At 51.6% G+C, this 26,531-nt stretch carries 23 protein-coding genes; 11 read left to right on the forward strand and 12 right to left on the reverse strand.

The annotated features are described in order from the left end of the window. The first annotated feature begins 451 nt into the window (after positions 1-451). On the forward strand, positions 452-1,504 hold the full coding sequence (locus NDA02_RS15090; protein WP_348255202.1) for a glycosyltransferase family 61 protein: 1,053 nt from the start codon (positions 452-454) through the stop codon (positions 1,502-1,504). Between the two features lie 286 nt (positions 1,505-1,790). Here NDA02_RS15090 and NDA02_RS15095 read toward each other — a convergent pair whose 3' ends face one another. Then, positions 1,791-2,321: a DUF4330 domain-containing protein gene (locus NDA02_RS15095; RefSeq protein ID WP_348255204.1), complete on the reverse strand. Its 531-nt coding sequence runs from the start codon at positions 2,319-2,321 to the stop codon at positions 1,791-1,793. 370 nt (positions 2,322-2,691) lie between these two features. On the opposite strand from NDA02_RS15095, the gene NDA02_RS15100 reads away from it, so the two are divergent. After that, the gene (locus tag NDA02_RS15100) at positions 2,692-3,540 is read left to right on the forward strand and encodes a M48 family metallopeptidase (protein WP_190789979.1); all 849 of its coding nucleotides are present in this window, start codon (positions 2,692-2,694) and stop codon (positions 3,538-3,540) included. Between the two features lie 179 nt (positions 3,541-3,719). Here NDA02_RS15100 and NDA02_RS15105 read toward each other — a convergent pair whose 3' ends face one another. Both NDA02_RS15105 and NDA02_RS15110 read right to left on the reverse strand, forming a co-directional pair. Then, on the reverse strand, positions 3,720-4,175 hold the full coding sequence (locus tag NDA02_RS15105; RefSeq protein WP_348255205.1) for a hypothetical protein: 456 nt from the start codon (positions 4,173-4,175) through the stop codon (positions 3,720-3,722). 133 nt (positions 4,176-4,308) lie between these two features. Next, on the reverse strand, positions 4,309-5,997 hold the full coding sequence (locus NDA02_RS15110) for a TM0106 family RecB-like putative nuclease (protein ID WP_242067122.1): 1,689 nt from the start codon (positions 5,995-5,997) through the stop codon (positions 4,309-4,311). A gap of 360 nt (positions 5,998-6,357) precedes the next feature. Here NDA02_RS15110 and NDA02_RS15115 point away from each other — a divergent pair, with 360 nt between their 5' ends. The 3 genes from NDA02_RS15115 (at position 6,358) to NDA02_RS15125 (ending at position 10,149) form a co-directional block, all read left to right on the forward strand. Next, complete coding sequence (locus NDA02_RS15115) at positions 6,358-7,554, forward strand: aminotransferase class V-fold PLP-dependent enzyme (RefSeq protein WP_190789981.1); 1,197 nt, start codon at positions 6,358-6,360, stop codon at positions 7,552-7,554. A 201-nt stretch (positions 7,555-7,755) separates the two neighbouring features. Continuing rightward, the gene (locus NDA02_RS15120) at positions 7,756-9,141 is read left to right on the forward strand and encodes an NAD(P)/FAD-dependent oxidoreductase (protein ID WP_190789982.1); all 1,386 of its coding nucleotides are present in this window, start codon (positions 7,756-7,758) and stop codon (positions 9,139-9,141) included. A 585-nt stretch (positions 9,142-9,726) separates the two neighbouring features. After that, complete coding sequence (locus NDA02_RS15125) at positions 9,727-10,149, forward strand: DUF2141 domain-containing protein (protein ID WP_190789983.1); 423 nt, start codon at positions 9,727-9,729, stop codon at positions 10,147-10,149. Here NDA02_RS15125 and NDA02_RS15130 read toward each other — a convergent pair. Continuing rightward, positions 10,124-11,335 (reverse strand): 1-acyl-sn-glycerol-3-phosphate acyltransferase, encoded by a 1,212-nt coding sequence (locus NDA02_RS15130; protein WP_190789984.1) that lies wholly within the window; start codon positions 11,333-11,335, stop codon positions 10,124-10,126. The genes NDA02_RS15125 and NDA02_RS15130 overlap by 26 nt on opposite strands. Positions 11,336-11,611: 276 nt before the next feature. Here NDA02_RS15130 and NDA02_RS15135 point away from each other — a divergent pair, with 276 nt between their 5' ends. The 3 genes from NDA02_RS15135 to nuoH all read left to right on the forward strand — a co-directional run bounded on the left by NDA02_RS15135 (position 11,612) and on the right by nuoH (position 14,408). Then, complete coding sequence (locus NDA02_RS15135; RefSeq protein WP_190789985.1) at positions 11,612-12,247, forward strand: histidine phosphatase family protein; 636 nt, start codon at positions 11,612-11,614, stop codon at positions 12,245-12,247. A 55-nt stretch (positions 12,248-12,302) separates the two neighbouring features. Then, a complete protein-coding gene (locus tag NDA02_RS15140; RefSeq protein WP_190789998.1) occupies positions 12,303-13,193 on the forward strand; it encodes an AraC family transcriptional regulator in 891 nt (296 codons plus the stop codon). Between the two features lie 102 nt (positions 13,194-13,295). Next, on the forward strand, positions 13,296-14,408 hold the full coding sequence (gene nuoH, locus NDA02_RS15145) for an NADH-quinone oxidoreductase subunit NuoH (RefSeq protein WP_190789986.1): 1,113 nt from the start codon (positions 13,296-13,298) through the stop codon (positions 14,406-14,408). Between the two features lie 292 nt (positions 14,409-14,700). Here the strand turns inward: nuoH and NDA02_RS15150 are convergent, their stop codons facing one another. After that, positions 14,701-15,102 (reverse strand): fasciclin domain-containing protein, encoded by a 402-nt coding sequence (locus tag NDA02_RS15150; protein WP_190789987.1) that lies wholly within the window; start codon positions 15,100-15,102, stop codon positions 14,701-14,703. Between the two features lie 535 nt (positions 15,103-15,637). Between NDA02_RS15150 and NDA02_RS15155 the strand changes: the two genes are divergently transcribed. Beyond that, complete coding sequence (locus NDA02_RS15155; protein ID WP_190789988.1) at positions 15,638-16,618, forward strand: LysR family transcriptional regulator; 981 nt, start codon at positions 15,638-15,640, stop codon at positions 16,616-16,618. A 114-nt stretch (positions 16,619-16,732) separates the two neighbouring features. Here the strand turns inward: NDA02_RS15155 and coaBC are convergent, their stop codons facing one another. The 3 genes from coaBC to NDA02_RS15170 all read right to left on the reverse strand — a co-directional run bounded on the left by coaBC (position 16,733) and on the right by NDA02_RS15170 (position 19,107). Further along, positions 16,733-17,965: a bifunctional phosphopantothenoylcysteine decarboxylase/phosphopantothenate--cysteine ligase CoaBC gene (gene coaBC / locus NDA02_RS15160; protein ID WP_190789989.1), complete on the reverse strand. Its 1,233-nt coding sequence runs from the start codon at positions 17,963-17,965 to the stop codon at positions 16,733-16,735. A gap of 164 nt (positions 17,966-18,129) precedes the next feature. After that, positions 18,130-18,342: a DUF2555 domain-containing protein gene (locus tag NDA02_RS15165; RefSeq protein ID WP_190789990.1), complete on the reverse strand. Its 213-nt coding sequence runs from the start codon at positions 18,340-18,342 to the stop codon at positions 18,130-18,132. A gap of 111 nt (positions 18,343-18,453) precedes the next feature. Then, positions 18,454-19,107 carry a hypothetical protein gene (locus NDA02_RS15170; RefSeq protein WP_190789991.1) on the reverse strand — a complete coding sequence of 218 codons (654 nt, stop codon included), beginning with the start codon at positions 19,105-19,107 and terminating at the stop codon, positions 18,454-18,456. Positions 19,108-19,405: 298 nt separating this feature from the next. Between NDA02_RS15170 and purH the strand changes: the two genes are divergently transcribed. Together purH and NDA02_RS15180 are read left to right on the forward strand one after the other, a co-directional pair. Beyond that, positions 19,406-20,962 carry a bifunctional phosphoribosylaminoimidazolecarboxamide formyltransferase/IMP cyclohydrolase gene (gene purH, locus NDA02_RS15175; protein ID WP_190789992.1) on the forward strand — a complete coding sequence of 519 codons (1,557 nt, stop codon included), beginning with the start codon at positions 19,406-19,408 and terminating at the stop codon, positions 20,960-20,962. A gap of 11 nt (positions 20,963-20,973) precedes the next feature. Then, positions 20,974-21,858, forward strand: a complete 885-nt coding sequence (locus NDA02_RS15180) for a 2OG-Fe(II) oxygenase (RefSeq protein ID WP_190789993.1) — start codon at positions 20,974-20,976, stop codon at positions 21,856-21,858. A 32-nt stretch (positions 21,859-21,890) separates the two neighbouring features. On the opposite strand, the gene NDA02_RS15185 is transcribed toward NDA02_RS15180, so the two are convergent. From NDA02_RS15185 to NDA02_RS15200, 4 genes are all read right to left on the reverse strand, one after another. Beyond that, positions 21,891-22,538, reverse strand: coding sequence for a phosphoribosylanthranilate isomerase (locus tag NDA02_RS15185; RefSeq protein WP_190789994.1), 648 nt, complete (start codon positions 22,536-22,538; stop codon positions 21,891-21,893). Between the two features lie 26 nt (positions 22,539-22,564). Beyond that, complete coding sequence (locus NDA02_RS15190) at positions 22,565-24,487, reverse strand: S9 family peptidase (protein WP_348255209.1); 1,923 nt, start codon at positions 24,485-24,487, stop codon at positions 22,565-22,567. A 205-nt stretch (positions 24,488-24,692) separates the two neighbouring features. Then, positions 24,693-25,769: a serine/threonine-protein kinase gene (locus NDA02_RS15195; RefSeq protein ID WP_190791775.1), complete on the reverse strand. Its 1,077-nt coding sequence runs from the start codon at positions 25,767-25,769 to the stop codon at positions 24,693-24,695. 125 nt (positions 25,770-25,894) lie between these two features. Further along, positions 25,895-26,503: a nucleoside triphosphate pyrophosphatase gene (locus tag NDA02_RS15200; protein ID WP_190791774.1), complete on the reverse strand. Its 609-nt coding sequence runs from the start codon at positions 26,501-26,503 to the stop codon at positions 25,895-25,897. Positions 26,504-26,531: the final 28 nt, after the last annotated feature.

The following is a 26,531-nucleotide window of genomic DNA, read 5'->3' on the forward strand; positions in this document are numbered from 1 at the left end:
CTTTGAATAAAGTAATAACTTGATGAATGCTTCACATACTGACGAAGCATTAACGAGCCTGGAAAATCACAGCTATCGGACTGAATCTAACTAACATTTACAAGCAGCTCTTACTGCTCAAAGCGAAGCTGTCCGTTCAGTATAGCCTCCGTAAGGGTCATTCTCTCATCCTGAGGGGAAAAACAAAGATTTAATGAAGCGAAAGCAAACTTAAGTGTTAGCACATAACTTCATGCCATATTTACTGCTACGCACAGCCTACACTGAGCCGTCCTAGCAGAGGGTTACAAGTAACGTCCTATCGCCCTTTAGAAAAATTAGAGCGTAGGAACAAAGCACTTGAGCGATCGAGATTGCATAGTGACAAGATTGGCTTGCCAAATGTTTTGGCTGGGCAGGATTTCATTGCCAATGCATACATAGAATTAGCTGATTGCTGGAGATATCGCAGATGCAAATTTCATTACAACATCGCATTCCAGGATACGTGGTTGATTCAGCACTTATGTTTGCTTATCCAACCTGCGCCGCCGATGTGTATACAGCTTTCACAGAAACAATCCTCCTACCCGAAGAGTCTGTCCCAGAAAAAAATGTACAGATTCAAGTTAACAGCAAAGATACAGGAGCCAGACAAACAGGAAGCTGGAAATGGAAAGTCCATAATAAACTCAATCAAGCCCTGAAGGGTTCTGAAACCCTGGATTTTTCAGGTCGTTTTGTTTATGACAGTCGATATGATACAGAAAAAAATATAAGCCATATTATTGATAACGTAGCGACTCCTGTCTTGCTTGCAAAAAAGGCTTTGTCAGAGCATCTTGGTCAAGAAGCTAAGATTTATGTTGTGTTGAATGCAAGTGCTACAGAATTAGCCCGCCAAGTTTATGACGGATTGGGGATTCCCACGATTTGCACTGATGGTAATGTTTTTGGAGAAGTGGTTGAAGTCACTCCAAATCGAGAGCTTTATGGATTTCAGCCTGAAGCTTACGATCTTGAAATTAAAGACTACAATCCTAATACACCTGAACGAGTTTTTATTCCCCGTAAAGGCAGCCGTCAATTAAGCAACAATGATGAAATCACTGAGTTTTTAGAAAAGCGAGGCTTCGTCACTTACTATTTTGAAGATTTAACCCCAAGTGAAGAATGGTCGATTTGCCGGAATGCCAAAGTTGCAGTTGTTGCTCATGGAGCTGGAACCGCCAACTTCGTTTTCAATCGCCGGGGGCTAGAAAATCCAGAAGTTGCAGGGAGCGGGCTTCGACTGATTGAACTGTTCTCCCCTTGCTTCACCCTCAGTCGCCCCGGATTTCGTCGGCTCGCCACACTCTTCAATGGCAGATGGTGCGGAGTTCGCGGAAAAATGACCCCTAAAGTTTTGCGCTATTTAGACTTCGATAAACGTCCTCGAAATACCCTTACTTTTCCTATCAAAGACCCCTACGAAATTGACCTGACCACATTGCTGCTCGCCCTCAATCACTTAAAGGTATATTAACGCTTCAGGCATTGAGCCAGCGATCGAGCAATTGCAGGGGGCTGTTCGCTAAATTAGCGAGGTTCACTAAGCGTTCACTAAGCAAATCTGAAAGACGCAGAAATCACGCGATCAATCTTTTGTTGATCAATCTGTTACTGATCACTCTGTTCTTGATTCAAAGAACTCAGAACTTTAGTGAGAACAATCGACGATCGCATTCATTGCCTGCTGAGCAAGGTTTTCCAGGGCGATCGGAATCTTTGCTCCAGGCAAGTAGTCTTGCGTCTTTCAGATCTGCCTACGCCTAATCTTTGATTCTGACTCCAATCACAGGCGCATTGAAGCGGTAGGTGAGCCCTTCCAACTCGAGGGGCGTTCCAACCTTGATTTTGGTGTTGCCCAGAACAGGACCATTTTCAACAATTTGAGCATTGCCGCCCAGCGTGACCATCATGTCTACGGTGTAGTTCAATTCTGGACGCGGATCAGGAAACGACTTCACGGAACCATCGGGTTGAGGAACGGCTACCGTGCGCGGAAGCTGCTGCACTCCCAGGACATTCACCTGACCGAAGGGCTGATTGCGGATGATGATGTTGGTCTTCTTTTCGTCTTCCAGCGACTTGATCAACGCCTGCGGATCGCGCACCGTCAAACCCCGAACGATCACATCAACTTCGATCGGCTTGGTTGACGTACCTACTTGCGCCACAGAGCCACCGCTTCCCGGCAACAGAAACAGCCCGACCAGCACCAGCAGAATTACCAGACCTGCACCCAGATCGAGAATGCTAATTTTGCCAAATAGCCGACCTTTAGAATCCAAAATAGCCATTGGGTTGAGCAGTGCCCAGCACCGGATGAAAAGAGCAAGATCATTGTAGGCGAAGTTGGCACATTGAAGTCACTGACCCAATCATTTTCGCAGATCGTTTCAATTAGGCATTGCGATAGACCATTTCGACGCTACAGAGGGAATGCTTAAAATAGCGATCAGAGAACTGAACATCGGCTGAAACATTTCATTTTGCTGCTTCGTCTAACGAATAATAGGGCGTTTGGTTTTGCCCAGTTTGGTTTTGCCTATTGGATCTTGAATGCAAACTACGATCGCTGCATCCTAACCCACTCAGCCCCCAATCCCTTGCAGCAAAATCTGTCTACGCATCCTTAATGAACCTGCACTCTGAGAACCACAGTCAGATATGCTTAATTTTTTCGATCGCCTCTCGCTCTATTTCCGTCGTCGCTGGCTATATGGGCTGCTATCGCTGTTTACCGCAGTGAGTCTGGTCATCGCGACCCCACATACTTCGCAGGCAGTTCCCTTGCTCGATTTGCTGCTGCGCGGTGTGCAGGTGCTTCAGCTTTCGACTCTGTCGGATCAGCAAGAAGTTTCACTGGGACGACAAATTAATCAGCAGCTCGTTTCAGAAGAAATCAAGATCTACAACAATCCGACAATCACGCAATACGTGAATCAGATCGGACAGCGGCTTGCACCGTTTAGCGATCGTCCCAACATTCCCTATACCTTTCAAGTTGTGGAAGGCGATCAGATCAACGCTTTTGCCACAATGGGCGGCTTTGTCTACGTCACCACGGGTTTGCTGAAAGCGGCAGACAACGAGGCGCAGCTTGCCAGCGTCATTGCCCACGAAATCGGACATATCGCAGGTCGTCATGCGGTCGAAAATTTGCGGGAAGGCGCACTGGCTTCAGGACTGGTTTCGGCAGCGGGACTCGATCGCAATGCCGCAGTGCGGTTGGGCGTGGAGTTTGCCGTACGTCGCCCCAACAGCCGCCAGGACGAACTTGAAGCCGACCAAAAAGGACTGGCAAACCTGAGACGAACGCGCTATGCACCAGGGGCAATGGTTGACTTTATGGAAAAGCTGGCAAACCAGCGATCGATTCCTTCGTTTCTCAGCACCCACCCGGCGGTACGCGATCGAATTGTTGCCCTCGATCGAACGATCGATCCGGCAACGGCAAATATGGGAGATGGATTAGATAGTGCCACTTATCGATCGAAGATTGCTTCGGTGAGATAGGGCAAGGTTGGACTGGTGTTTGAGGCTTTGCAGCCCCCTAAATCCCCCAATTCTGGGGGACTTTGAGTTTTAAAGGGATAGTTCTGAAATTAGTTTTGAAGCTCTGAAACCGATATTTTATGCTTCACTAGCATCCTATGACTTGAAATCGATATTCCCTGCACCACCCAATGATTCGCTTAGCGAATTGCTAAATTGCTGGGGACTTTAAAGTCCTCAACAACCTGCAAAGTTATCCCGCTTTTCTCAAAGTAAATTAGCTCAGTTTTGAATTTAGTGATATCTATCATGTAACCGACTAAGCCTTCGTCAGTGCTGATTAAAAATAGCCAATCCGAGAACCAATTCCAAGGACCGCCCCAGCACCAATCGTCTCCTATCTCGATGCGAAAACATAATTGGTTGTTACTGAAAACACTCCGACGAAGTTGAGAGCGATATTTCTGTTCATACTCTATCTCTGTGTTTGCAATAATACTTCTCCATTCCTTGCCTTCTGTGAAAAGGGCATCGTCAAGCAGCGTTTGAAAATCATAATCTTGCGATCGTGTCATGTACTCTAATGTCTCAATATCCTCGCTTGCCAGTTCAGGTTGCAGGTTGAGAATTAAGCCGATTTCAAACGCAGTTCCCATAGGACGTTGACAAAGATGCTTAGAAATTTCTCCTATTTTAAAGTCCCCCTCGCGCTTTCAGCGCGGCAGATTAAAAATGGGGGATTTAGGGGGCAATGCAGGACTCCTAATACGATTCTTCAAACAGTACTTTTTAATCCCTCTGGGTCTGGCAGAACTGCACCAGCCAATCTTTCACAACATAAGTTGCTCGGCAGTCATCTTCGTTGTAGCGCAGGATTAAATCTAGATAGGTTCGATCGCCTGTAGCAACCCACTGGTCATACCAGCAGACGGACTGTGCCCCATTTGCCTCTGGGTCGCGCCAGTCGAAGCCAACCCAGCGGGCGATCGGTTTCAGCGCATAGCTTTCCACAGGGAGGATGGCAACGCGGGTGATCCGCTCATGCAGATCCACAAAGCGATGGATCAGGGGCGCGATCAGGTGGGTGGGGGTGCCGTAGGTTTGGGCAAGACGTTTGGCGGTTTGCACTTCGTAGGGGCAGAAGTGATAGATAGGTGCATCGGGGTATTGCCAGACCAGATCGAGGAATTTTTGCCACGCCAGGGATTCGTCAGTCTGGTTTTCTGCAAGCAGTGCGTGGAAGGTTTCGGTTTGGTTGAGGCGATCGACCACCAGCACACCATGCAAATAGACAATATTCTGTTCGGGGGCGGCTTCGATGTCAAAGTAAAGTTCGATCGGGGCAGTGGGTAATTCTGCCTCAGACAGCAGCGGGTAGGGGACGGGTTCCTGGGGTAGGCAGTCTGGCAAGGCCTCATTCGTTAAAGCTGCCTGTGCCTGACGAATCAGCCGATGGGCAACCTGCGGGCCAAATCCGGGCAAAGATTCAAGCTTTTTAGGCTGGATGGCGGCCAGAGCTTCGAGCGTTGTAATCTGATGCTCTTTGAGATAGATGTAGCGGCTGGGGGTGACTCCGGGCAACAGCGACAGGTGAATCTGGCTCTGAGCGATGCCATAGCAGTGGCTATACCAGTGACACAGATCGCAACGATTGCTGGAGATAAAAATTTCAGGTTCTTCGGGGTGCAGCAGCGTTTCGATGCAGCCTTGCAGCGTTTCTTCCATACGGGGCAGCAGTTCCGTCAGGTTAACCGCATACGCTCCACGTCGGCGTAAAATCAGCCAGCTTGTTTCTGACCAGGCTCCCTGGACAGCTGCCAGCAAATAGGCATGAAACGCAGCAACAACCTGATAATCAAGCTTAGGACGCTTACCTAACCGAATATCAACGGGTGCATAAATCCAATCACCAAAAATCGACTGTCCGGGCTGCTTCACCAGCAAATTTGGACTGCTGACCAACGTAATGCCATTTTCGATCACCACCAGCAAAACGCCCTGTGCGATGCGATCGACTCCCTGCTGCATCAGTTCCAGGGTTGCGGTAGCTCCGGCTGCCCAGTTGTTGGCAAAATAATCCGGCTGAATGGCAGGCTGTTCGAGCAAAATTTCCTGCTGGTGGGTCTGGCTATCTTGCTTTAGCTTTAGCAAATAATTGCTGGGCGGATCTTGCAGCGATCGATCGCCATAGACATCCAGAAACGAGCGACGGCGACATCGCTGGAAGGTAAACAGCAGATCGTCGGTTAAATAAATCGTTTGCAGTTCAGCAAGAGTTTCTGATTCGAGCAATTCGGGCAAAATGATACCCGAAGCCGAAACATCAGGTACAACGGCGGGAATCAAAATCGGGCGAGAAGCAGTTTCTTCAGAGTTGCGCTTTGTGCTGATGATAGGCTGCTGGCTGGACACAAGACTGAGTGAGGCTGGCAACGACTCAGCCCCCACAAACTCCGGCTGGTGAGGGTTAGCCGTCAAAGTCCTCCATCCTGAAGCGAGGATGGCAACTAGGAATTCCGATCGCAGCGTTTCGTACCCTAAAATCCATACGAAGATTTACGCAATTGCTCTCCTATGACTTTAACTTATCTTGCAAAATTGTGCTAAAGTTCGCGAGTTTTTCAGACCACTAACTCCTTCCTAATTCCTGCTTCTTCACCCGCTTTCCCTGAGCCGCAAAGCTCAAAAGATAATACGTTACGCTGCGCTAACGCATCCTGCATAAGCAACACAAGCAACGTTACCCCCATCCCCTCATCCACCCTTTACCCCACCCTCCCAGCCAAAGTTGCTAGAATTCGAGCAATCCCCCGCGTCCGATGCTTTCGCCCTTCTTCTATGACCCTCACCCCCATCCTCCTGGAACTGGAAAAGCACCGTCAGCAATTCCCGGCACTGCGGCAAAAAGCCTATTTTAACTATGGTGGACAGGGACCCATGACCCAGAGCGCAATCGATGCGATTATGCATGGGCATCAGTTCCTTCAGGAAATTGGACCGTTTTCTGACGAAGCGAATCGCTGGCTGATGCAGGAAGGGCAAAAAATGCGAGAGACGATCGCCGTTGAGCTGGGTGTTTCGATCGCGACCGTTGCGCTGACTGAAGATGTGACCGTGGGCTGCAATATTGCGCTGTGGGGTGTGGATTGGCAAGCGGGAGATCATCTGCTGCTGTCGGACTGTGAGCATCCAGGGGTGATTGCAGCAGCGCAGGAGATTAGGCGACGGTTTGGCGTAGAAATTACCACCTGCCCCCTGCGGTCAACGCTGAACGAAGGGGATCCGGTGGCGACCCTTGCAGCGCATCTCAAGCCGACAACTCGGATGGTCGCGATTAGCCATATTCTGTGGAACACCGGGCAGGTCTTGCCGCTAAAGGAAATCGCATCAGTATGCCACAGCTACCCGACTAAGGGAGAGCCAATTTATTTGCTGGTAGATGCGGCGCAGTCGGTGGGAATGCTGCCTCTAAATCTGGATGCCCTGGACGTGGATTTTTATGCTTTTACCGGGCACAAGTGGTGGTGTGGTGCAGCCGGAATCGGGGGACTATACGTTCGATCGCCTGTTCTGGAAACCTTTAGCCCGACGTTTATTGGCTGGCGCGGCATTACAAAAGATGCCAAAGGCAATCCGACCGGATGGCAGCCCGACGGACGACGGTTTGAAATTGCCACCTCAGACTATACGTTATTTGCCGGGTTGAGACAGGCGATCGCCACCCATCGCACTTGGGGCACTACCGAAGCTCGCTATCAGCGTATTTTGCATCTCAGCCGCATTCTCTGGCAAAAGCTGAACAACATTCCCTGGATTCGATGCCTTCGTACAAGTCCGCCGGAGTCGGGGCTGGTGTCGTTTCAGGTGATGGGGCAGGAGGACAACGTTCACGGGCGACTGGTGCAGTTCCTTGAAAAGCGGGGCTTTTTGCTGCGGACGATTCTCGACCCGGACTGCGTGCGCGCCTGCGTGCATTATTTGACGCTGGAATCTGAAATCGATCGCCTCATCGAAACGATCGAAAAATTTCAGTAATTGGTCAAGCTCCTCTCTATCTCCCGATAGAAACCATTGAAAAAATCCAATAATTTATCCAAGCCGTAGCACTTGTTACGGTAACTTCATGAACGTACGTTAAGCTACGAAAAGTAGGAATTTTTTGACCGAGCTGATTTGACTGGGTTGATTTGACTGGGTTGAACTGAAAGTAGAGATAGCAAGTAGAGTCAGAGCGTTATGCAAACTTCTGTACAGCAACCTGCCCCTCCTTCTGGGCGGCATCAAGTGGTGATTGTCGGTGGCGGATTTGGTGGCCTGTATGCCGCGAAAGCCTTTCGACGTGCCCCCGTCGATGTAACGCTAATCGATAAGCGTAATTTTCACTTATTCCAGCCTTTGCTATATCAGGTTGCAACGGGAAGCCTCTCTCCTGCTGATATTTCCTCGCCGCTTCGCAGCATTTTGAGTCGCCACAGAAATACCCATGTGCTGTTGGAAGAAGTCACTGACATCGACCCGGAACGCCAGGTCGTCATCATGCCGGGCATGGAGCAGCCCTACGACACGCTGATTATCGCCACGGGCGTGAGCCACTTCTATTTTGGGAATGACCAGTGGAAGTCGATCGCCCCCGGACTGAAAACCGTCGAAGACGCGCTGGAAATTCGCCGCAAGATTTTCATGGCGTTTGAAGCAGCCGAAAAAGAAACCGATCCTGAAAGACGGCGGGCGTGGCTCAATTTCGTCGTGGTGGGTGGCGGTCCGACCGGGGTGGAACTGGCAGGCGCAATCTCAGAACTAGCCCATAAAACGCTAAAGGACGATTTTCGCAAGATTGACACCAGCGAGGCACAAATTATTCTGCTGGAAGGAGTCGATCGCGTGCTGCCGCCCTACCCACAGGAACTATCCGAGAAAGCGATGGCGTCGCTGCAAAAGCTGGGCGTGACCGTTCGGACCAAAACCCTGGTTACTCAGATCGACGGCGACACTGTGACGGCAAAAGAGGGCGATCGCATCGAGCAAATCCCGGCAAAAACGGTGCTGTGGGCAGCCGGAGTCAAGGCATCGGGAATGGGCGAAGTGCTGGAAAAACGCACGGGCGCAACGCTCGATCGAGCGGGACGAGTGATGGTCGAACCCGATTTGAGCGTTTCGAACTATCCCAATATTTTTGTGATTGGCGATCTGGCGCACTTTGCTCACCAGGAAGGAAAAGTGCTACCGGGTGTGGCTCCCGTTGCCATGCAGCAGGGGCAGTATGTGGCGAAACTGATTTGGCAGCGACTTCATCAGTTGACTTTGCCGCCGTTTAGCTATTCTGACTTCGGTAGCATGGCGGTGATCGGGCAAAACGAAGCGGTGGTCAATCTAGGCTTTGTCAAATTCACAGGCATTCTGGCATGGCTATTCTGGATGTTCGCTCACATTTACTATCTCATTGAGTTTGATAACAAGCTGGTGGTCATGATCCAGTGGGGCTGGAGCTACTTTACGCGCAAGCGTGGAGCTAGACTGATCACCGGAGAAGCTGACCTATTTGAGGTAGGCATTGATGCCAAAGGCGAGTTCCATGTACCAGAGCATCCAAGGGAGCATCAGAATACACCTGTGAATGTGTAGCCAGCTTGGATACGACTTTTTCAGACTTGAGCGGCTGACTTTTTTAGGCTGAGTCAACAAAAGCACTGGCTTAGGGTAGAGACATGGCGAAAAGGCGTCACTCAACCTAAGGTTCAGGAGAAATTCCATGAGACACACGGTGGATGCAGAAATTGGGGCACCGCTAGCCCGTTTCACCACTCACTTTAATTTCTGTGGTGTTGTGTCAAATTGGTGTTGTGTGACCTAACAGCGGATTGTGAATCCGAACCGCCCTCCGACTCTTCCAATGCTAGGGGAACTTAGTGCTTCTAAGGATTCTAAAGTTCCCCGAAATTGGGAACCCGATTGGGAAATCGCGGGGGCGATGTAAAACTTCTGATGCTTCTCCAACAATTTCTCAGGCTCCCTCCGGGGGGTAAAACACTTCCCTTACCTTTCTATCTTTTGATGCTCCGTGGGCTGCCGGAGGTCTATGAATTGAGGGATTGCGATCGGCTAATGGCTATGCAATGGTAAGAGAAATTACGGAATGTCCGTATCTTTCCCGAGTCGTTGTATTAAAGTTTTATTCCCTAAGGTCGTTTATTATCCCAAGGATTGCCTGTGACTCCCTTACCCCGCTCTAGTTCTTCCTCGATAACGCTTGCTGCTCAAACCCTGGTTTTGAGAATTGACGGGCTCCGTAGCCAAAAAGGTGTGGTTCATCTTGCCGTTTTTGCCAGTGCAGATGGATATCCTAAAGACATCAGCCGTGCCGTGCGATCGGGCAGTTTTGAAGTGGACGAAGCCCTGCTCGAAATTGAGCTGCCGGATTTGCCCTACGGGAAATATGCCGTGACTGTGCATCATGACGAGAATATGGACGGTCAACTGAACTTCAACGCGATCGGTATTCCCCAAGAAGGCATCGGCTTTTCGAGTAATCCTCCAATCTGGCTCGGTGCCCCTTCATTTGAAAAAGCGGCATTTGAGTTTGGTGCAAATCAGTCGATCGTCTCGATTACCATGAAATACCTCTTGAAGTAGCCTCAGTCAGGATATCGAGATTTTGCTGCACGGTTTGCTGAAGCTGGCGTGTAAGCTGGTTGACCGTACTGGTGCGATCGGCACGGTAGGCAGCATAATAATCTTTGAGATTCACAGGTTCACCAATTCGCAGAAATGCCTGTCGATGTCCCTTAGGGGCAGGCTGGTCGATGCCGAAAACTTCGCGCTCTAGGCGGATCAGCGTGTCTAAAAATCTTTCTGGCGTTGGCTTCGCAGCAACATAACCGTCGTAGATCGCATCAAAATTCAACACTCGTCGCCCAGCGCGAAACATTACATCCAGCGCGTCTGCTCCGTCTGCCATCAAAGTATTGTGATGGGCTTCCAGCGTGTTCAGAATTCGATAAACCCGCTCCCGATCTGGTTCTGTAGTGGCTGAGGTGATCTCCAGTTGTTGTTCGCAGCGATCGAGCACTTCGGCTTTGAGCCGGGCAATGCGCTGATTCCAGTCGGCTCCCGGCACAGGCATGAGATTGGCTTCCTGTTCACAGCGATCGATCACCACCGCCCCCACCCGCCGCAGCCGTTCATACACATCGCCCTCCGACGAAATACGTAACGCCTGTTCTAATCGCCTCAGGGTTTGGTGAATCACCGGAGCCATTTTGCCCGTGTAGCGATACTTGAGGCTGATCGGCACAATGCACAAATCTGGAGCTGCCTCGCCCTGCTTCATTTTGCGGCTGATTGCCTGAAGTGCCATTTGCACCGCGCCCGATCGAAACGGCATCACGGTATCATTCTGAAACGAACAGCCGCCTTCGGGGAAAATCACCAGCTTGGTCTTTGGCTGTTGCAGCAGGTTGAGCGTGTAAGCAATGCTGTCGCGATCGGCTAAGCCGCGACGAATCGAATAAGCTCCCAATCGCTGATACAGCCAACCCTGCCAGCCGCGAAACGGTTCATGCGCGGTCAGGTAATAAAACGGTTCCTGAAGCAGCGACGACAGCAAAAAAACCGCCTTCGGATCATCAAACGTCGGATGATTACACACCAGCAAACACGATCGCCCCTTCAGCGTCTCAAGCTGCACCCTCGGATCAGAGCTAATCACCAGTTCCAGCCGATAGCACAATCGAACTATCCAGGGCGCAATTTGCTGAAGCCCTCGCAAGAGCGGGAGATTAATTTGGGCAGGATAAAACGGCTGCGATCGAGGTTTCATGAGCAGACACAGAGACAAACATACCAATTCCTTCCACCCCACGGGAAAGGCTTTTTTCAGTCTAAAGGTGATCTGCAAGACTGGTAGAAATATTCTCTGGATGAGTGCATCTTGCTTGCTTGTTCATCTCATGATTCAGCAACACCATTACTCGTTGAATCGATCGTTAAATCGATCATTGAATTAAACTGAATTACTCGATCGGAAGAGGCTGAGTTGGCAGTTCTGCGGCATTGTGTGACTAGATTCTGTTTTTAACCGTTTTCTAAACAACCTATGAGCCTGAAGCTTCATTTTTTGCGCCACGGGGAAACGACTTACAGCCAAACCGGGGGCTACTGCGGCGAAATTGACCCGGATTTGACAGCGGAAGGACATCTCATGGCAGCTGACTTTGGCAAAGCTTATCAAGACGTGGACTGGGAGGCAATCTACGTTAGCCCGATGCGGCGCACAATCGCCACTGCGAAACCGCTTTGTGATGCGATCGGCATGGAAATGCAGCTTCGAGACGGACTGAAGGAAATTCGCTATGGCAAATGGGAAGGCAAAACTCAGCAGGAAGTGCAATCCGAGTTTCACGATGATTACATCAACTGGTTGACCGAACCCGCTTGGAATCCGCCCACAGGCGGCGAAACTTCGGTGCAAATTGCCAGTCGCGCCTCGCTCGTGATTGCCGAGATCGAAGCAAAGCATACGGGCAATGTGCTGGTGGTTTCCCACAAAGCCACGATTCGGATTTTGCTATGCAGTCTATTAGGCATTGATTTGGGACGCTATCGCGATCGCATTGGTCTGCTGGCGGCTTCGATGAGTGTGGTGAAGTTTAACATTCATGGTCCGATGCTGGAAATTTTGGGCGATCGCTCCTATATGGACAAAACGTTGCGCGATCGACCGGGAACTTGATGCAAAATTAAATCACCGCAGTCCTTCAACCTTCAGCGAATTAGGGGAATCGGTGATGGCAGCAAAATTATCGATCGATTTTGCCCAGGAGCCAGAACAGGGCTACGAGCGCGTCTTTGCCAGGCGACCGCAGCTCACAAATCTGGCGAGGAATTGGAGCGGCATTTACTTTGCCTACGATTACCTGCCGCCCGGTGAAACGCCAGAAGTTTGCACTAAGCAGCACGGCATCGCCATTTTTACCGATATGCCCACTTCGATTCGGGCAGAGCGACGGCTCGACGGGCAGTTTCGGCAGGAAGATGTGCAGGAAGGCGATATGGTGATTACCCCTGCAGGCGTGAGCTGTGCGACCCGGTGGAATCGAGCAGGTGGCGTAATTTTGCTGGGCGTTGAGCCAGTTCGTTTAGCACAGGCAGGGTACGAGTTTCTTGATCCCGATCGGGTTGAGCTAACCCCGCGCTTTGCCACCTCCGATCCCTTAACGCACCAACTGGGACGATCGCTCAAGCAGGCGATTGAGCAAGATGCGATCGGTAACCGTCTTTATGCCGAAACTCTGGAAAACACGCTGATGGTGCATCTGCTCCAGCATTACACGGTTCGTCCGCTCAAGCTGCAAACTGAAGTTGAACGACTGCCACACCACCAGATTCAGGAGGTGATCGACTACATTCACGCCCATCTGGATCAGGATTTGAGCTTGAGTGAACTGGCGAGCGTTGCCCAGATGAGTCCCCACTATTTTGCTCAGCGATTCAAGCAGGCGACCGGCATGAGTCCGCATCAGTTTGTGATTCGCTGTCGCGTCGAACGGGCAAAACAGCTCTTAAAGCAGGGACGATCGATCGCCGAAACTGCCTTGCTGGTCGGCTTTGTCGATCAAAGCCACTTGAATCGCCACTTCAAACGACAATTTGGCATCACCCCCAAAATGCTGCGCTAACCCAATCGATCGCAAAAATCTCCAAAAATCGGAAAAATCTCCAAGATTCCTTTTCTGCTCCTGCTGATACTGAAAGCAGCCTATTCGTTGGAGGTATGAAAAATGCAATCGCTCGATTTTCAAACTAACTTTATTGATTTGCTCAACGGCTTCGGGATTCCCACAGGCACAGCGAAGGCGATCTGGATGCCAATTCCAATGATTTTGATTATTACGTTTGCAACATTGTTCGCGCTGGTCACAACCTGGATGGAGCGCAAAGTCTCGGCGGCAGCTCAGCAGCGAATTGGTCCAGAGTTTATGGGTCCATTTGGCATTCTGGTTCCGATCGCCGATGTCTTAAAACTCCTCACTAAAGAGAACATTTTGGCAAATCGGGTCGATCGCTGGCTATTTACCCTCGCGCCGCTGCTAGTGTTTGTGCCTGTGTTTTTGTCTTATCTGATTGTGCCGTTTGGACAAACGATCGTGATTACAAACCTGGGCATCGGTATTTTCCTTTGGATCGCGCTATCGAGCATTGCGCCGATCGGGCTATTGATGGCAGGCTACGCCTCAAATAACAAATACTCGCTGATTGGGGGACTGCGAGCGGCAGCTCAGTCGATTAGCTATGAAGTGCCCCTTGCGCTGTCGGTGCTGGCAGTGGTGCTGATGTCGAATTCGCTCAGCACGATCGACATTGTGCAGCAACAGTCAGGCTATGGCATTCTGGGCTGGAATGCGTGGCGACAGCCGATCGGCTTACTGATTTTCTGGATCGCGGCACTGGCAGAATGTGAGCGATTGCCCTTTGACCTGCCGGAAGCCGAAGAAGAGCTTGTTGCAGGACACCAGACGGAATATACGGGTATTCGTTTCATGCTGTTTTACGGCACGTCCTACACGCAGCTTGTGCTATCGGGTCTGCTGTTTGCGGTGCTGTATCTGGGTGGCTGGGAGTTCCCGGTTTCGACGGAGGCGATCGTCCAGTGGTTCAACATCTCCTTATCCGCCCCCGTGCAAATTCTGCTGGCAGGCCTGGGCATTGTCACCACGCTGTTTAAGGCATATCTGATGGTGTTTCTCGCAGTCCTGATTCGGTGGACGGTTCCTCGCGTGCGAATCGACCAGATTCTAGACCTCGGCTGGAAATTCATGCTGCCGATTTCTTTAGTCAATCTCATTGCAACTGCGGGATTGAAACTGGCGTTTCCTGCGGCGTTTGGCGGCTAAGATCTGACGGTTCGCCTGGAGCGATCGACTTCCTGATTAGATTTAACCACGTTCAGATTGAAAACGCGCAAAAGCTTCCAGCCGATCGCCCTAAAGCTCATTCACTGGAAGCTTAGATAGAAGCTTATACAGCAGTAAAACTTGTGGGCATTGCTGATCAATGGATGAATTCTGTAAGGGGAGTTTGCAATCCAGCCCTAGCGCAGAACTTCCTATCCGATAATCCAATTTCCATTCAGCAATGCCAATTTGCGAATTGTTCTCGATTTAGCCCCTGAAATTAACCCTGGGATTAGCCCATGAGAATAACGCGATCGAGCACATGAATAATCCCGTTGTCTGCTTCGATATCAGCAGCAAGCACTGTGGCGTTTTTCACCTCAAACCCATCTGAGCAGTCGATCGGGATAGGCGACCCTTCGATGGAAGTAACCGTGCCCAGTTTCGCCAGGTCTTCTTTCTTGAGCCGACCCGGAACCACATGAAACGTGAGAATCCTTGTGAGCTGTGGAATGTTTTGGACAAGCGTCGTAATTGTTCCGGGCGGGAGCTTGGCGAATGCGTCGTCATTAGGCGCAAACACCGTAAAAGGACCGGGGCTTTTTAGCACATCCACCAGGTTAGCCGCTTGAACTGCGGTGACAAGCGTGTTGAACGAACCAGCACCAACGGCAATATCAACAATGTCTGGCATATAAGAAATGACCTAACTGCGAACAAGAAGGCTGTGATTGACGCATCAGCATCACAATAAAGAACAATACAAAATTTCGAGTAGCCTTTCAAAATAATTTTGAAGGAAAAATCTCAAGAAAGAGCGTTGCAGCGTATTTTTAAGGAGGAAGGGCTGGAGCAATCTTTAATCTTCAACAGCCTCTCGCTCTGTGCTCAGACTGCAAGACGTGCAGCTCTGACCATTACGAGACAACTCTCAATCTAGACTGCTGGAATGGGAATTAAGGGGTTACCTGAACCCAACCCGTCTTCCTTTCAACGTGCAACGCTTATTGGAAGGGAACTCATGTAGTTTCCATTGCGTAATATCTTAACCTTGAAATCTATAGATAAAAATCATTAGTTCAAATATCTATGATAGACTTGGTTCTATAAGGAGCAAGGTTGTTCTTCTGGCTTGACTTCAGGCTAGCGTTGACCGACACCGCTCCTTTTCCGAATTTAAAGCCTCGCCGCTCGATTTTTTTGTCCCCGTTCGTTAGGAGAATTCGCAGTTGATACACGCGACCCTACACCAACTCAAAGTCTTCGAGGCGACCGCCCGCCACGGTAGTTTTACTCGCGCCGCAGAAGAGTTGTTCCTGACACAGCCCACGGTTTCGATGCAGGTCAAACAGCTTACCAAAGCCATTGGTCTACCGTTGTTTGAGCAGGTTGGTAAACGGCTGTACCTGACCGAGGCTGGGCGAGAACTGTTTGGAACCTGCCAGGAAATTTTTCAGCGACTTGAGCAGCTTGAAATGACCGTTGCCAACCTCAAGGGCATGAAACAAGGACGCTTAAGGCTTGCAGTCATTACGACCACCAAGTATTTTATGCCGCGCCTTTTGGGTCCGTTCTGCAAGGAGTATCCCGGCATTGATGTGTCGCTGACCGTTACTAACCACGAGCGCGTCATTGAGCGGCTTGCCAACAACCAGGATGATATCTACGTGATGAGTCAGGTTCCTGAGCATCTCGATATTAAAACTTATCCATTCCTGGACAATCCGCTCGTCGTCGTTGCGCCCCATGATCACCCGCTTGCGAAGGAAAAGCACATTTCGCTGAAGCGTTTGGTCGAAGAGCCGTTTATTATGCGGGAGCCAGGGTCGGGTACACGAGGCGCACTCCAGAAGCTGCTCGATGAACACAAGCTCTCGGTGAAAGTGCGGCTAGAGCTGGGTAGCAATGAAGCGATTAAGCAGGCGATCGCTGGAGGGCTGGGATTGTCGGTGCTGTCTCGCCATACGCTGGCGATGGATGCAACTGCAAACGAACTGGCGATTCTGGACGTAGAAGACTTCCCGATTCAGCGACAGTGGTATGTGGTTTATTTGGCAGGCAAGCAGCTCTCGGTTGTCGCCAACACGTTCCTGGAATACTTGCAGGATGCTGCCCAAAAGCTTTCCCATGCTTACATGGCTCTGCCCTGGCAAGACGGCAGTGAAGAAACCGGCGAAGCGCAACCAGAAGCAGAAGTTTTGCCCGTGTAATCTTATCTTGTGAGGTTATCTGGTTTTAAGCGTGGCGATCGGCGCAAAAACAGGGCAATTCTCCAGTCATTTCATGGGGTGGGCATGGTGCCCACCCTGGCGATCGGGCAAACTCTAGCCTGATTCTCCCTCCACAAAGTCATACTGCACAAAATCATACAAAGCGTGAGCCATCTGTAGCTTGCTGCAAGGCTCCAAAATTTGCTTTCGTCCTGCTCGATCGAGAAAAACCGCCTGATTTCGATCGCTGCCAAAGCCGCTGTCCGTACGATCGACTGGATTAGCTGCAATCACGTCCAGGTTTTTGCGCTGAAGTTTTTCCAGGGCAGGCGGCAGGATATCTCCGGTTTGTGCCGCAAAGCCGATGAGCTTTTGGCGCGGCTGCTTACGCTGGCTCAACTCTGCCACGATATCAGGAACCGCAGCGAGCGGCAGGGTATCGGGAAGCGATCGTTTCGGTAATTTTTCCGGGTGAAATTCGGCAGGACGCACATCGGCAACGGCAGCAGACATGACAATCCAGTCGGCTTGGAGCATGAGCTGCTGCATTTCTCGCTGCATCTCGGCAGCACTTACAATCGGCACAAGTCGGGCTGTCTTAAGCGATGCAAGCAAATTTAGCTCGATCGGGGCATGAACCAGCATTACTGCTGCGCCTCGGTGCAGGGCTGCCAGTGCTAGGGCAACGCCCATCTTTCCCGTCGAGGGATTGCCAATAAAGCGCACCGGATCGAGGTATTCGCGGGTTCCGCCTGCGCTAATCAAAATTTGCTTGCCGCTCAGGTCGCGTTTGCCGCCTGTGACGAGCAGCGATTCTAAATAGGACAAAATTTCGGCGGGTTCTGCCATGCGCCCTTTCCCCACCCGATCGCACGCCAGGATTCCGGCAGTGGGGTCGATCGCGTGATAGCGCAAATCAGTTTGAAGCTGCTGCCAGTTGCGCTGCACGGCTTGCTGCTCCCACATATCGGTATTCATCGCCGGAGCTAGCAGCACCGGACAGGTCGAAGCCAGCACCGTATTGGTTAGCAAATTATCTGCCAAGCCATAAATCAGTTTGCCGAGCGTATTTGCCGTGAGCGGAGCCAGCAAAAACACGTCTGCCCATTCGCCTAGCTCAATATGCAGGGGACGGGGATGGGTCGGCTGCCAGAAATCTGCATCGGTGTAAGCCGGATGACGGGACAGGGTTGCAAGGGTGAGGGGTGAGATAAACTGCTGGGCGCGATCGGTCAGAATTACGCGCACTTCTGCACCCGCTTTTGCCAGTGTCGAAACGACCTCGCACACTTTATAGGCAGCAATACCGCCACCCACGCCAATGAGAATTCGGCGACCTTGAAGCATTGTTAATCTCGCCACAAACCCTTGCAGGGGTGTTCAAAGGATATTAAATCTCCTATCATCGCCCCCTCAATCCTCCAGAAATGGGGACTCTGAAAACCCAGAGGAAAGCCAGGTTTTCCCCATCATTGCAAAACCAGGGGGCGGCTCGGGGATGATGCCTTTTTCTAAGCTTCGTCGTATGCTTCCAGATCCAGCAAATACAAGTAGGGTTCGATCATTTCGGGACGCTGGAAGGCGATCGCTCTCAGCAAATGCCAGTCTTGCAGCCCTTCAAAGGGACTGGTGTATTCGTCCTGCTCCAGCCGGGTTGCCAGCGCAGCCAATTCCGTATCCGTAATCTTCTCGATTTCCTGACGCGAAAAGTGTAATGCTTTCATCTGACCCCTCCGAATTTCCGCATCTGTGCGGGTTGAAGTTGACGTGCGTATCCGCAAAGCCACAGACGCGACTTACCCCTATCCTACTCGCAGACCCCTCCTCCATCGGGGCTATTCAAGCTTATCTTCTATAAAACTTTGCATCCGGCTTAAGACAGACATGGAAATTTCGTGTCCCATCGTGAGTTCTTCATACACAACCGGAAGTCCCAGCTCTGTCAGCCGATCGCGTGCCTGATGCGCTGCCCGTAAAGGAACCACCTGATCCGATCGTCCGTGCATTATCACCACCTGCGGCAGTTTAGCGGCATTAATCGGTTGGGGAAGGTCGATCGGCGCATGGAGATAGCCGCTCAAAATCATGATCGCTGCTAAAGGCAATTGCAGCCCAATATCTAGCGTCATTGCGCCACCTTGAGAAAAACCTGCTAGCACCGTCCGGGAAAGGGGAACCCCGGTTTGAGATTCGAGCGATCGGAGCCAATCAGTCAACTGCTGACGGCTGGCTTGTAGCTCCGCATTCTTTGCAAAATCAGAGCTGCTAGCAAAGGAGTAGTTCGCCGGAAAGTTATACCAGACGCGCCCCGCACCGCCATACGGAAAGGGAAACGGCGCATCGGGAAAGGCAAACTGATAGTTTGGCAAATTCAAATAAGCGGCAACGGCTGCTACATCCTGACCACTTGCGCCCCATCCGTGCAGCCCGACGAGTAATCCTTTTGCAGGTTCTCGTTTTGCCGGAACCAAAATTGCTTGCAGCGTCATCCTGTTTATGCGGTAAAGGTTTATCTTATGCGGTGAAAGTTTATCAAAAAAAGCGTGGATGGGGGATGGGGAAAAGGGGAGATGAGGGATTAGGTGGCATCGGCGCGCTTCGCAAACGCAAGTCTCAGCAAGAAGCCGTAACGAAATACAACCAGCCCCCTAACCCAAATCACTGCCCTAACCCATAAACCCTTCAACTCCAACCCCCACTCATCCACTCCGCCACCCCTCAATTCATCTACCCTTCCCTCCACCTCCGTACTATTCTGAATAAGGCGATCGATAAAGAGTAGAAGTCATGGCACGGTTTGCATTGCTGAGCGTTTCGGACAAATCAGGGTTGGTGGATCTGGCTCGATCGCTTGTCGAAGAATTTGAATTCAGCATTATCAGCAGTGGTGGCACGGCGCAAACGCTGAAGGATGCGGGAATTCCCGTGACGAAAGTTTCAGACTACACAGGGTCGCCAGAGATTTTGGGCGGACGGGTAAAAACGCTGCATCCCCGCATTCACGGAGGCATTTTGGCGCGGCGCGATGTGCCTCAGGATGTCACCGATCTGGCAGCAAATGGGATTAATCCGATCGATCTCATCGTCGTCAACCTGTATCCGTTTCAGCAGACGATCGCGAAACCGGGCGTAACCTTATCGGAGGCGATCGAGCAAATTGACATTGGCGGTCCGGCGATGGTGCGAGCCTCAGCGAAAAACTTTGCCCATGTGACGATTCTCTGCAATCCCAATCAGTACGGCGATTATCTAGAGGAACTGCGGCAGAACGGCACTCCGTCGATCGCGTTTCGGCAGAGCTGTGCGCTGCAGGCGTTTGAGCATACCTCAGCATACGATCGGGCGATCGCAGATTACTTGAGTCAGCAGAGCCAGCAAGAAGAAGCTCCGTCTGCCAGTTTGCCTAACCTATTCAGCCTCAACGGACAGAAAGTGCAGGAATTGCGCTACGGCGAGAATCCGCATCAGCCTGCGGCGTGGTATCAGACTGGGGGAAGTGCGAGCGGCTGGGCAGCGGCGGAGAAGTTACAGGGCAAGGAGCTGAGCTATAACAATCTGGTCGATCTGGAAGCAGCGCGGCGGATTGTGGCAGAGTTTCCCGATTCGGAAGCGGCGGCAGTAATTATCAAACACACCAATCCCTGTGGCGTGGCGTTAGGCGGTTCGCTGGTAGAGGCTTACACAAAAGCATTTAACGCCGATTCGACTTCTGCATTTGGCGGCATTGTGGCTCTAAATCGATCGATCGACGGAGCCACCGCAAACGAACTTAAGAAGACTTTCCTCGAATGTATTGTGGCTCCAGGCTGTGATGCAGAAGCGGCAGAGATTTTGGCAACCAAGTCAAATCTGCGGGTGTTGGTGCTGCCGGATTTGAGCCGGGGTGAAAAGGAACTGGTGCGTCAGATTGCAGGTGGATTTCTGGTACAAACGGCAGACGATCAAATTGCCAATCCTGCCGACTGGAAAATTGTTACCGATCGCCAGCCCACCGAGTCGCAGCTTGCCGAGCTATTGTTTGCCTGGAAGGTTTGTAAGCACGTTAAATCAAACGCCATTGTGATCACCCACGATCGCACTACGCTTGGAGTCGGCGCAGGACAAATGAATCGCGTTGGGTCGGTGAAAATTGCGCTGGAGCAGGCAGCAGACAAAACCAAAGGCGCAGTGCTGGCTAGCGATGGCTTCTTCCCGTTTGATGACTCGGTGCGAACGGCAGCGGCAGCAGGCATTGAGGCGATCGTTCAACCAGGGGGCAGTATGCGCGATGCAGATTCGATCGCAGCAGCAAATGAATTGGGCATTGTTATGGTGTTGACGGGAATGAGACACTTCTTGCACTAAGGTTACGCGCTATGCCAGAATTTCAGGATTTGCCGGAAATCGTCAAAGTCACGCTGCTTCTGTCAGGAGGGCAGCAGTACCAGGTCGCCATTCAGTCTGAGAATCCTTTGCTGGAGCAATTGTTTGAAGTGCTGGCAGATTGGGAAGGCAAGCGGGTGCGGCGGCTGTTTCAGGTCCCGCTCAATCAGGGACAGGCAGTGTTGGCGTTTCCGTGCGATCGACTGGTGGGCATGGTGACCGAGCCGCCGATCGTGATGCAAACCCAGAGCGTGACCCCTGTTCCGGCTGGCATTCCGCGCTTTTCAGATGGCGTTTTACCGTCCGAGTCCGTTCAGGTTGATGACTTCCTTTCGCCAGAAGAACATCAGATGCTGCTCAATTACGTTCTGGAGCGCGAAGCAGAATTTGTAAGCACCACGACTTCAACCGGAGATGAAAGTTATCGCCAGTCGGTTGTGCTGTACGATTTCCCTGAAGTTCACAGTTTCATCACCGATCGCATTCGCTCGATCGTTCCCGATGTCATCAAAGCACTCGGTCTTCCACCATTCACCGCTCAGGATATCGAAGCGCAAATTACCGGACACAATGACGGCAATTATTACCGCATCCACAACGACAATGGCAGTCCTGACACTGCTACCCGCGAACTCACCTATGTCTACTATTTCTATCGTCAACCCAAGGCTTTTTCCGGCGGAGAGCTATTAATTTACGATAGCCGCATCGAAGATAATTTCTTTGTCCAGGCTGACACCTTCCAGACGATCGATCCCAGGAATAACAGCATCGTTCTGTTCCTCAGCCGCTATATGCACGAAGTGTTGCCTGTGCGCTGTCCTTCGCGATCGTTTGCGGATAGTCGATTCACGGTAAACGGCTGGATTCGTCGGTAGAATTTGCTGAACCACATCCATAGACCCGCATCCTAAATCGATCGCAGTTCCGCAAACAATCGCGCTACTTTTTGCAAATCCTTCTGACCGGGAGAATGCTCAAGACCGCTCGATAAATCGATTCCGTCTGGACGGGTGAGCCGCAGTGCATCGCGCACGTTATCGGGGGTGAGTCCGCCCGCAAGGAGCCAATTGCACATCGGACGGAAGGTTTGCAGGGTTGACCAATCGATCGTTTGACCTGTGCCGCCCAGCATTCCTGGATGGTAGGCATCGAGCAGGAGCGTTTCGACACAGGTTTGATAAGCTTCTGCCTGTTCCAGGTCTGCTTCTGTGCGAATTCGTAGTGCCTTGATTAGCTCGATTATCCCAAATTTGTTTTTGCAGGCATCGCGCAACCGATGACAAAATTCGGGCGATTCGCTGCTGTGAAGCTGTACCACGTTAAGCCGCCCGATCGCCACCACTTGCAGAATTTCTTCGATCGACGCATTGGCAAAGACCCCAACGCGATCGACTGTGCAGCCTTCAGGCAAATCATCGACCACAGCGCGAATCTGTTCCGGCGTGACGTAGCGCGGAGACTGCTGCACACAGATAAACCCGATCGCCGTTGCTCCCATTTGAGCGATTGATCTTCCTTGTTCCGGGTCAGTAATTCCGCAAATTTTGACGCGCATAATTTCTAGAATTTCTAGAGTCTTGATTATAAATTCTCGATCGCCACAGGTTCGATCGTCTCCGCCAGGTCAAAGCCAAACACCCGCGAATAAAAATACAGTTCGCCGTCGAGGGCACGTCGGATATTTTCGGCTTTACGGAAGCCGTGCTGCTCGCCCTCAAACAGGACATACGCCACGGGTAGCCCTTTTGCCTTCAGTGCGTCCACCATCATTTCTGCTTGGTTGGGCGGCACGATTTTGTCTTCATTGCCCTGGAAAAAGATTACAGGACAGGAGAGGCGATCGACGGCGTAAATGGGCGATCGTTCGTGGTAGAGGGCAACTTCTTCTGGGTATTTGCCGATCAAACCGTCCAGATAGCGCGACTCAAATTTATGCGTATCTTTTGCCAACGCTTCCAGATCGCTCACGCCGTAGTGACTTGCTCCCGCCCGGAAGGTGCTGTGAAATGTGAGAGCTGCCAGCGTTGTATAACCGCCCGCACTGCCGCCATCGATACAGAGCCGATCGCCATCCACCAAGCCCTGATCCACCAGATACTTCGCGCCGTTGATGCAGTCTTCCACATCGACAATGCCCCATCTGCCCTTCAGCCGTTCCCGATACTCGCGTCCGTATCCGGTACTGCCGCCGTAGTTCACATCTAGAATGGCAATGCCGCGACTCGTCCAATATTGAATGCCGGGGCTAAAACTAGCAGAAGTTGCTGCCGTGGGACCACCGTGGATCTTGACCAGCAGCGGCGGTCGTTCTCCATTGGGAGTCTGGAAGTCTTTGTTTTGCGGCGGATAAAAGAAAGCAAACGCTGTCTTTCCTTCTGCCGTGGGAAACTCGATCGCTTGAGGCACAGAAATATAGCCCGGATCAATCTCCAAAGAACTCGATCGCCGCAGTTCTACCGTTTCCCCTGTCGCTAAATTTAATCGGACGATCGCGCTGGGAGCCGCTGCACTGCCGCCCACAAACGCCACAAACCCATCCCCTACCTGCAAACCACCCAGACTGGAATAGGGAATTGGAATTTCTGTGAGTTCAAACGAGGCGGTATCGATCTGTGCCAAATGCTGAATGCCCGATTCTACATAGGTACAAACGAGGCGATCGGCGGAGGCAAAACCATAGTTCGTCATGCGAAACACCCACAGGGGCTGCCCAAACTCCGCCGCCTTCGGACAAATGGGCTGAACTTCTCCCCCCCGCCAACAATACAGATTCCACCAGTTCGATCGATCGCTGACAAAATACAGCGTCCCGTCCGGCGACCATTCTGGCTGAAAAATTGATTCCGTTTCTCCCCCCGCGATAAGCTGCGCCTCGCCCAATGACCCATCCTGGCGAACCTCTGCCACCCAAAGCTGCGTCCCATCCCACGGCATATTCGGGTGATTCCAGCTGAGCCATGCCAGCCGATCGCCTTTTGGACTGAGACGCGGAGCCGCATAAAAATCTGACCCTGAAACGAGAACAGTCTGCGGATTGGAAGACGCTAAGCTGATGGCAGCGATCGTATTTATCGGCTCATGTCCACCCCCCGTATGGTCTTCGCGCACACAGATCAGGCGATTTCGGACGCGATCGATCACCGCATCGGCATAGCGCAAATCGGCTTCGGGCGTGATTGGTTCTGCCGCCTGACCCGGTGACTGACGATAAAGCCGCTGATCGACAAAATTCGAGAAATAAACAGTGCTATCCGCCACAATATACGCCCCGCCGCCATACTCATGCACCCGCGTCCGCGCATTCAAGGGCATGGGGAGGAGATCGATCGCCTCTCCAGAGGGCTTTCTTTGAACGATCGCATTGCGTCCGCTTTCGGTCGGTCGTCCCTCGCTCCAGTAAATGTCCTGTCCATCCAGGCGAATTTCACCCAGGCGCAAACTTCCCGCCACAATCAACTCTGATGTAATCGGGGATTTCCAAGAACCGTAGGGGGCAACTGGCATAGCTCTGCTTTCGATCGCTCAACGCTCTTCATTGTACGGTGCAGAACTATACGGCGCAGAACTGTATGGCGCGGAATTGCACGATGTGGAATGTGGCGATGCGGCGCAGTTCTCTGACAGAGGAATTTGTCTATGGTGTGTACACGAGTTAATCCTGCCGGTGTTCCGGGTTTTGCAGCCCCTTCAATCCTGCGCCAATTCCCTCTTAGTAAATCACCATCTCCGATCGTTTTCGCTGCCGTTCAGCTGCCAGTCTACGTTTGCGCCAGCGTCGGATCGCAATTGCGGTTCGCACGATCGGGGAAAGATAGCTGCCATGCAATAAGTCTTCATCCTCGATCGTTCCCAAGGGATGATTGCTCATGCAGGACGCCAAACTGTCAAGATACGGTTCTAGCTCGATCGCTCGCAGCACGTCCTCTGCCGACTGATAGCGATCGCGGGGCGACACCTTCAGCATTTTGTCCAGCACTTTGGCAAAATAGTCGCTCACCTGCACAGCATCCTGCCACTTCACTTCCCCAGTTTCGATGTCATAGTCAAACTCCATCGGCGGCTTTCCAGTCAGCAGGTAAAGGCAGGTAACACCGATCGCAAAAATGTCACTGGCGTAGGTTGATCGCAGAGAGAGCTGCTCCGGCGGAGCAAAGCCCAGCGTGCCGACAAAGTGGGTTGTTGCCCCTTTATGAGTCATTTCATCGACCTTGATGAACTGTTCTTTCACAGCTCCAAAGTCGATCAGCACCAGCCTGCCGTCATCCTGACAGCGAATAATATTAGGTGGCTTAATGTCGCGGTGAATCACCTGCTGCTGATGGATGTAGCTCAGCACGGGCAATAGCTCCCGCAGAAAAGTTTTAACTTCTGCTTCTGAAAAAACGCCCCGCAGTTTAACTTCTTTTGCCAGGGTGCGACCGCGCACATATTCCTGCACGAGATAAAACTCGCCATTCAGCTCAAAGTAGTCGAGCAAGCAGGGGATCTGGGCATGACTTCCGAGCTGGCTGAGCGTTTTTGCTTCCCGTTCAAACCGCTGGCAGGCGCGCTGCAACACGATCGGGTTAGCAACCTTGGGGCAGAGCTGCTTAATCACGCAAAGGGGATGATGGGGCAGCAAAACATCCCTTGCCAGAAAAGTCACCCCAAAGCCACCCCGACCCAGTGCCCGCACAATCTGATATCGATCGCGAAATCGCGTTTCAGAACCACAGAGCTGATTGAGTTGACTTGGCTGAGGCGAGCCAGAACGCAGATCATTGATAGGGGGAGTTGAAGCATCCATGCACTTGTGCGGCTGTCACTCGGCTTATCCGTATTGTCCCGTCTTCCTAGGGACTATAGCATCCGTAGCCCTATTGACTTCATAAAGACAACATGAACCCTGAGGCGAGTTTTTATTTTTTAGTGCTAGCTCAACCAAAAGTTCACGACCTCGTACTGTAAATCTACCAGCATCTGGCGCAGCAGGGGAAGACTCAGCCCAATCACGTTGCTGTGGCAGCCTTCGAGTCGCTCTACAAACAGTCCCCCCCGCCCTTCCAGCGCAAAGCAGCCTGCACACTGAAGCGGTTCACCCGTCGCCACATAAGCCTCAATTTCTCGATCGCTCACGTTTGCAAAATGCACCTGCGTCACCTGAGCCCGCACCAGTGTTTTTTGTTGCGGCTGATCGATCAGGCAGTGCCCGGTATAAAGCTGCCCGACTCGCCCGCGCATCTTCTGCCAGCGTTCGATCGCTTCTGCCGCATCTTTCGGCTTGCCGTAGATTTCGCCCTCTAGTGCCAACACCGAGTCACAGCCCAGAATCAGTGAATCCGACAATAGCGGCGCAACGGTTTCGGCTTTGCCCTGGGCTAATTGTTGAACGAGGCGATCGGGTTTTGATTCTTGAATTTTTGACTCGTCATAGTCGCTCGGCTGCACAAACACCGGAATTCCAGCCGTTTGCAGCAACCGTTTACGAGCCGGAGACGCAGACGCTAAAACAAAGCGAGGAATCAAGGGATTAACCGCCATGAAACCACCCTCACTCCACTAAATTAAA

It is taken from the genome of Leptolyngbya sp. ST-U4, assembly GCF_039962215.1.
Taxonomy (GTDB): Bacteria; Cyanobacteriota; Cyanobacteriia; order Elainellales; family Elainellaceae; genus Leptolyngbya_A.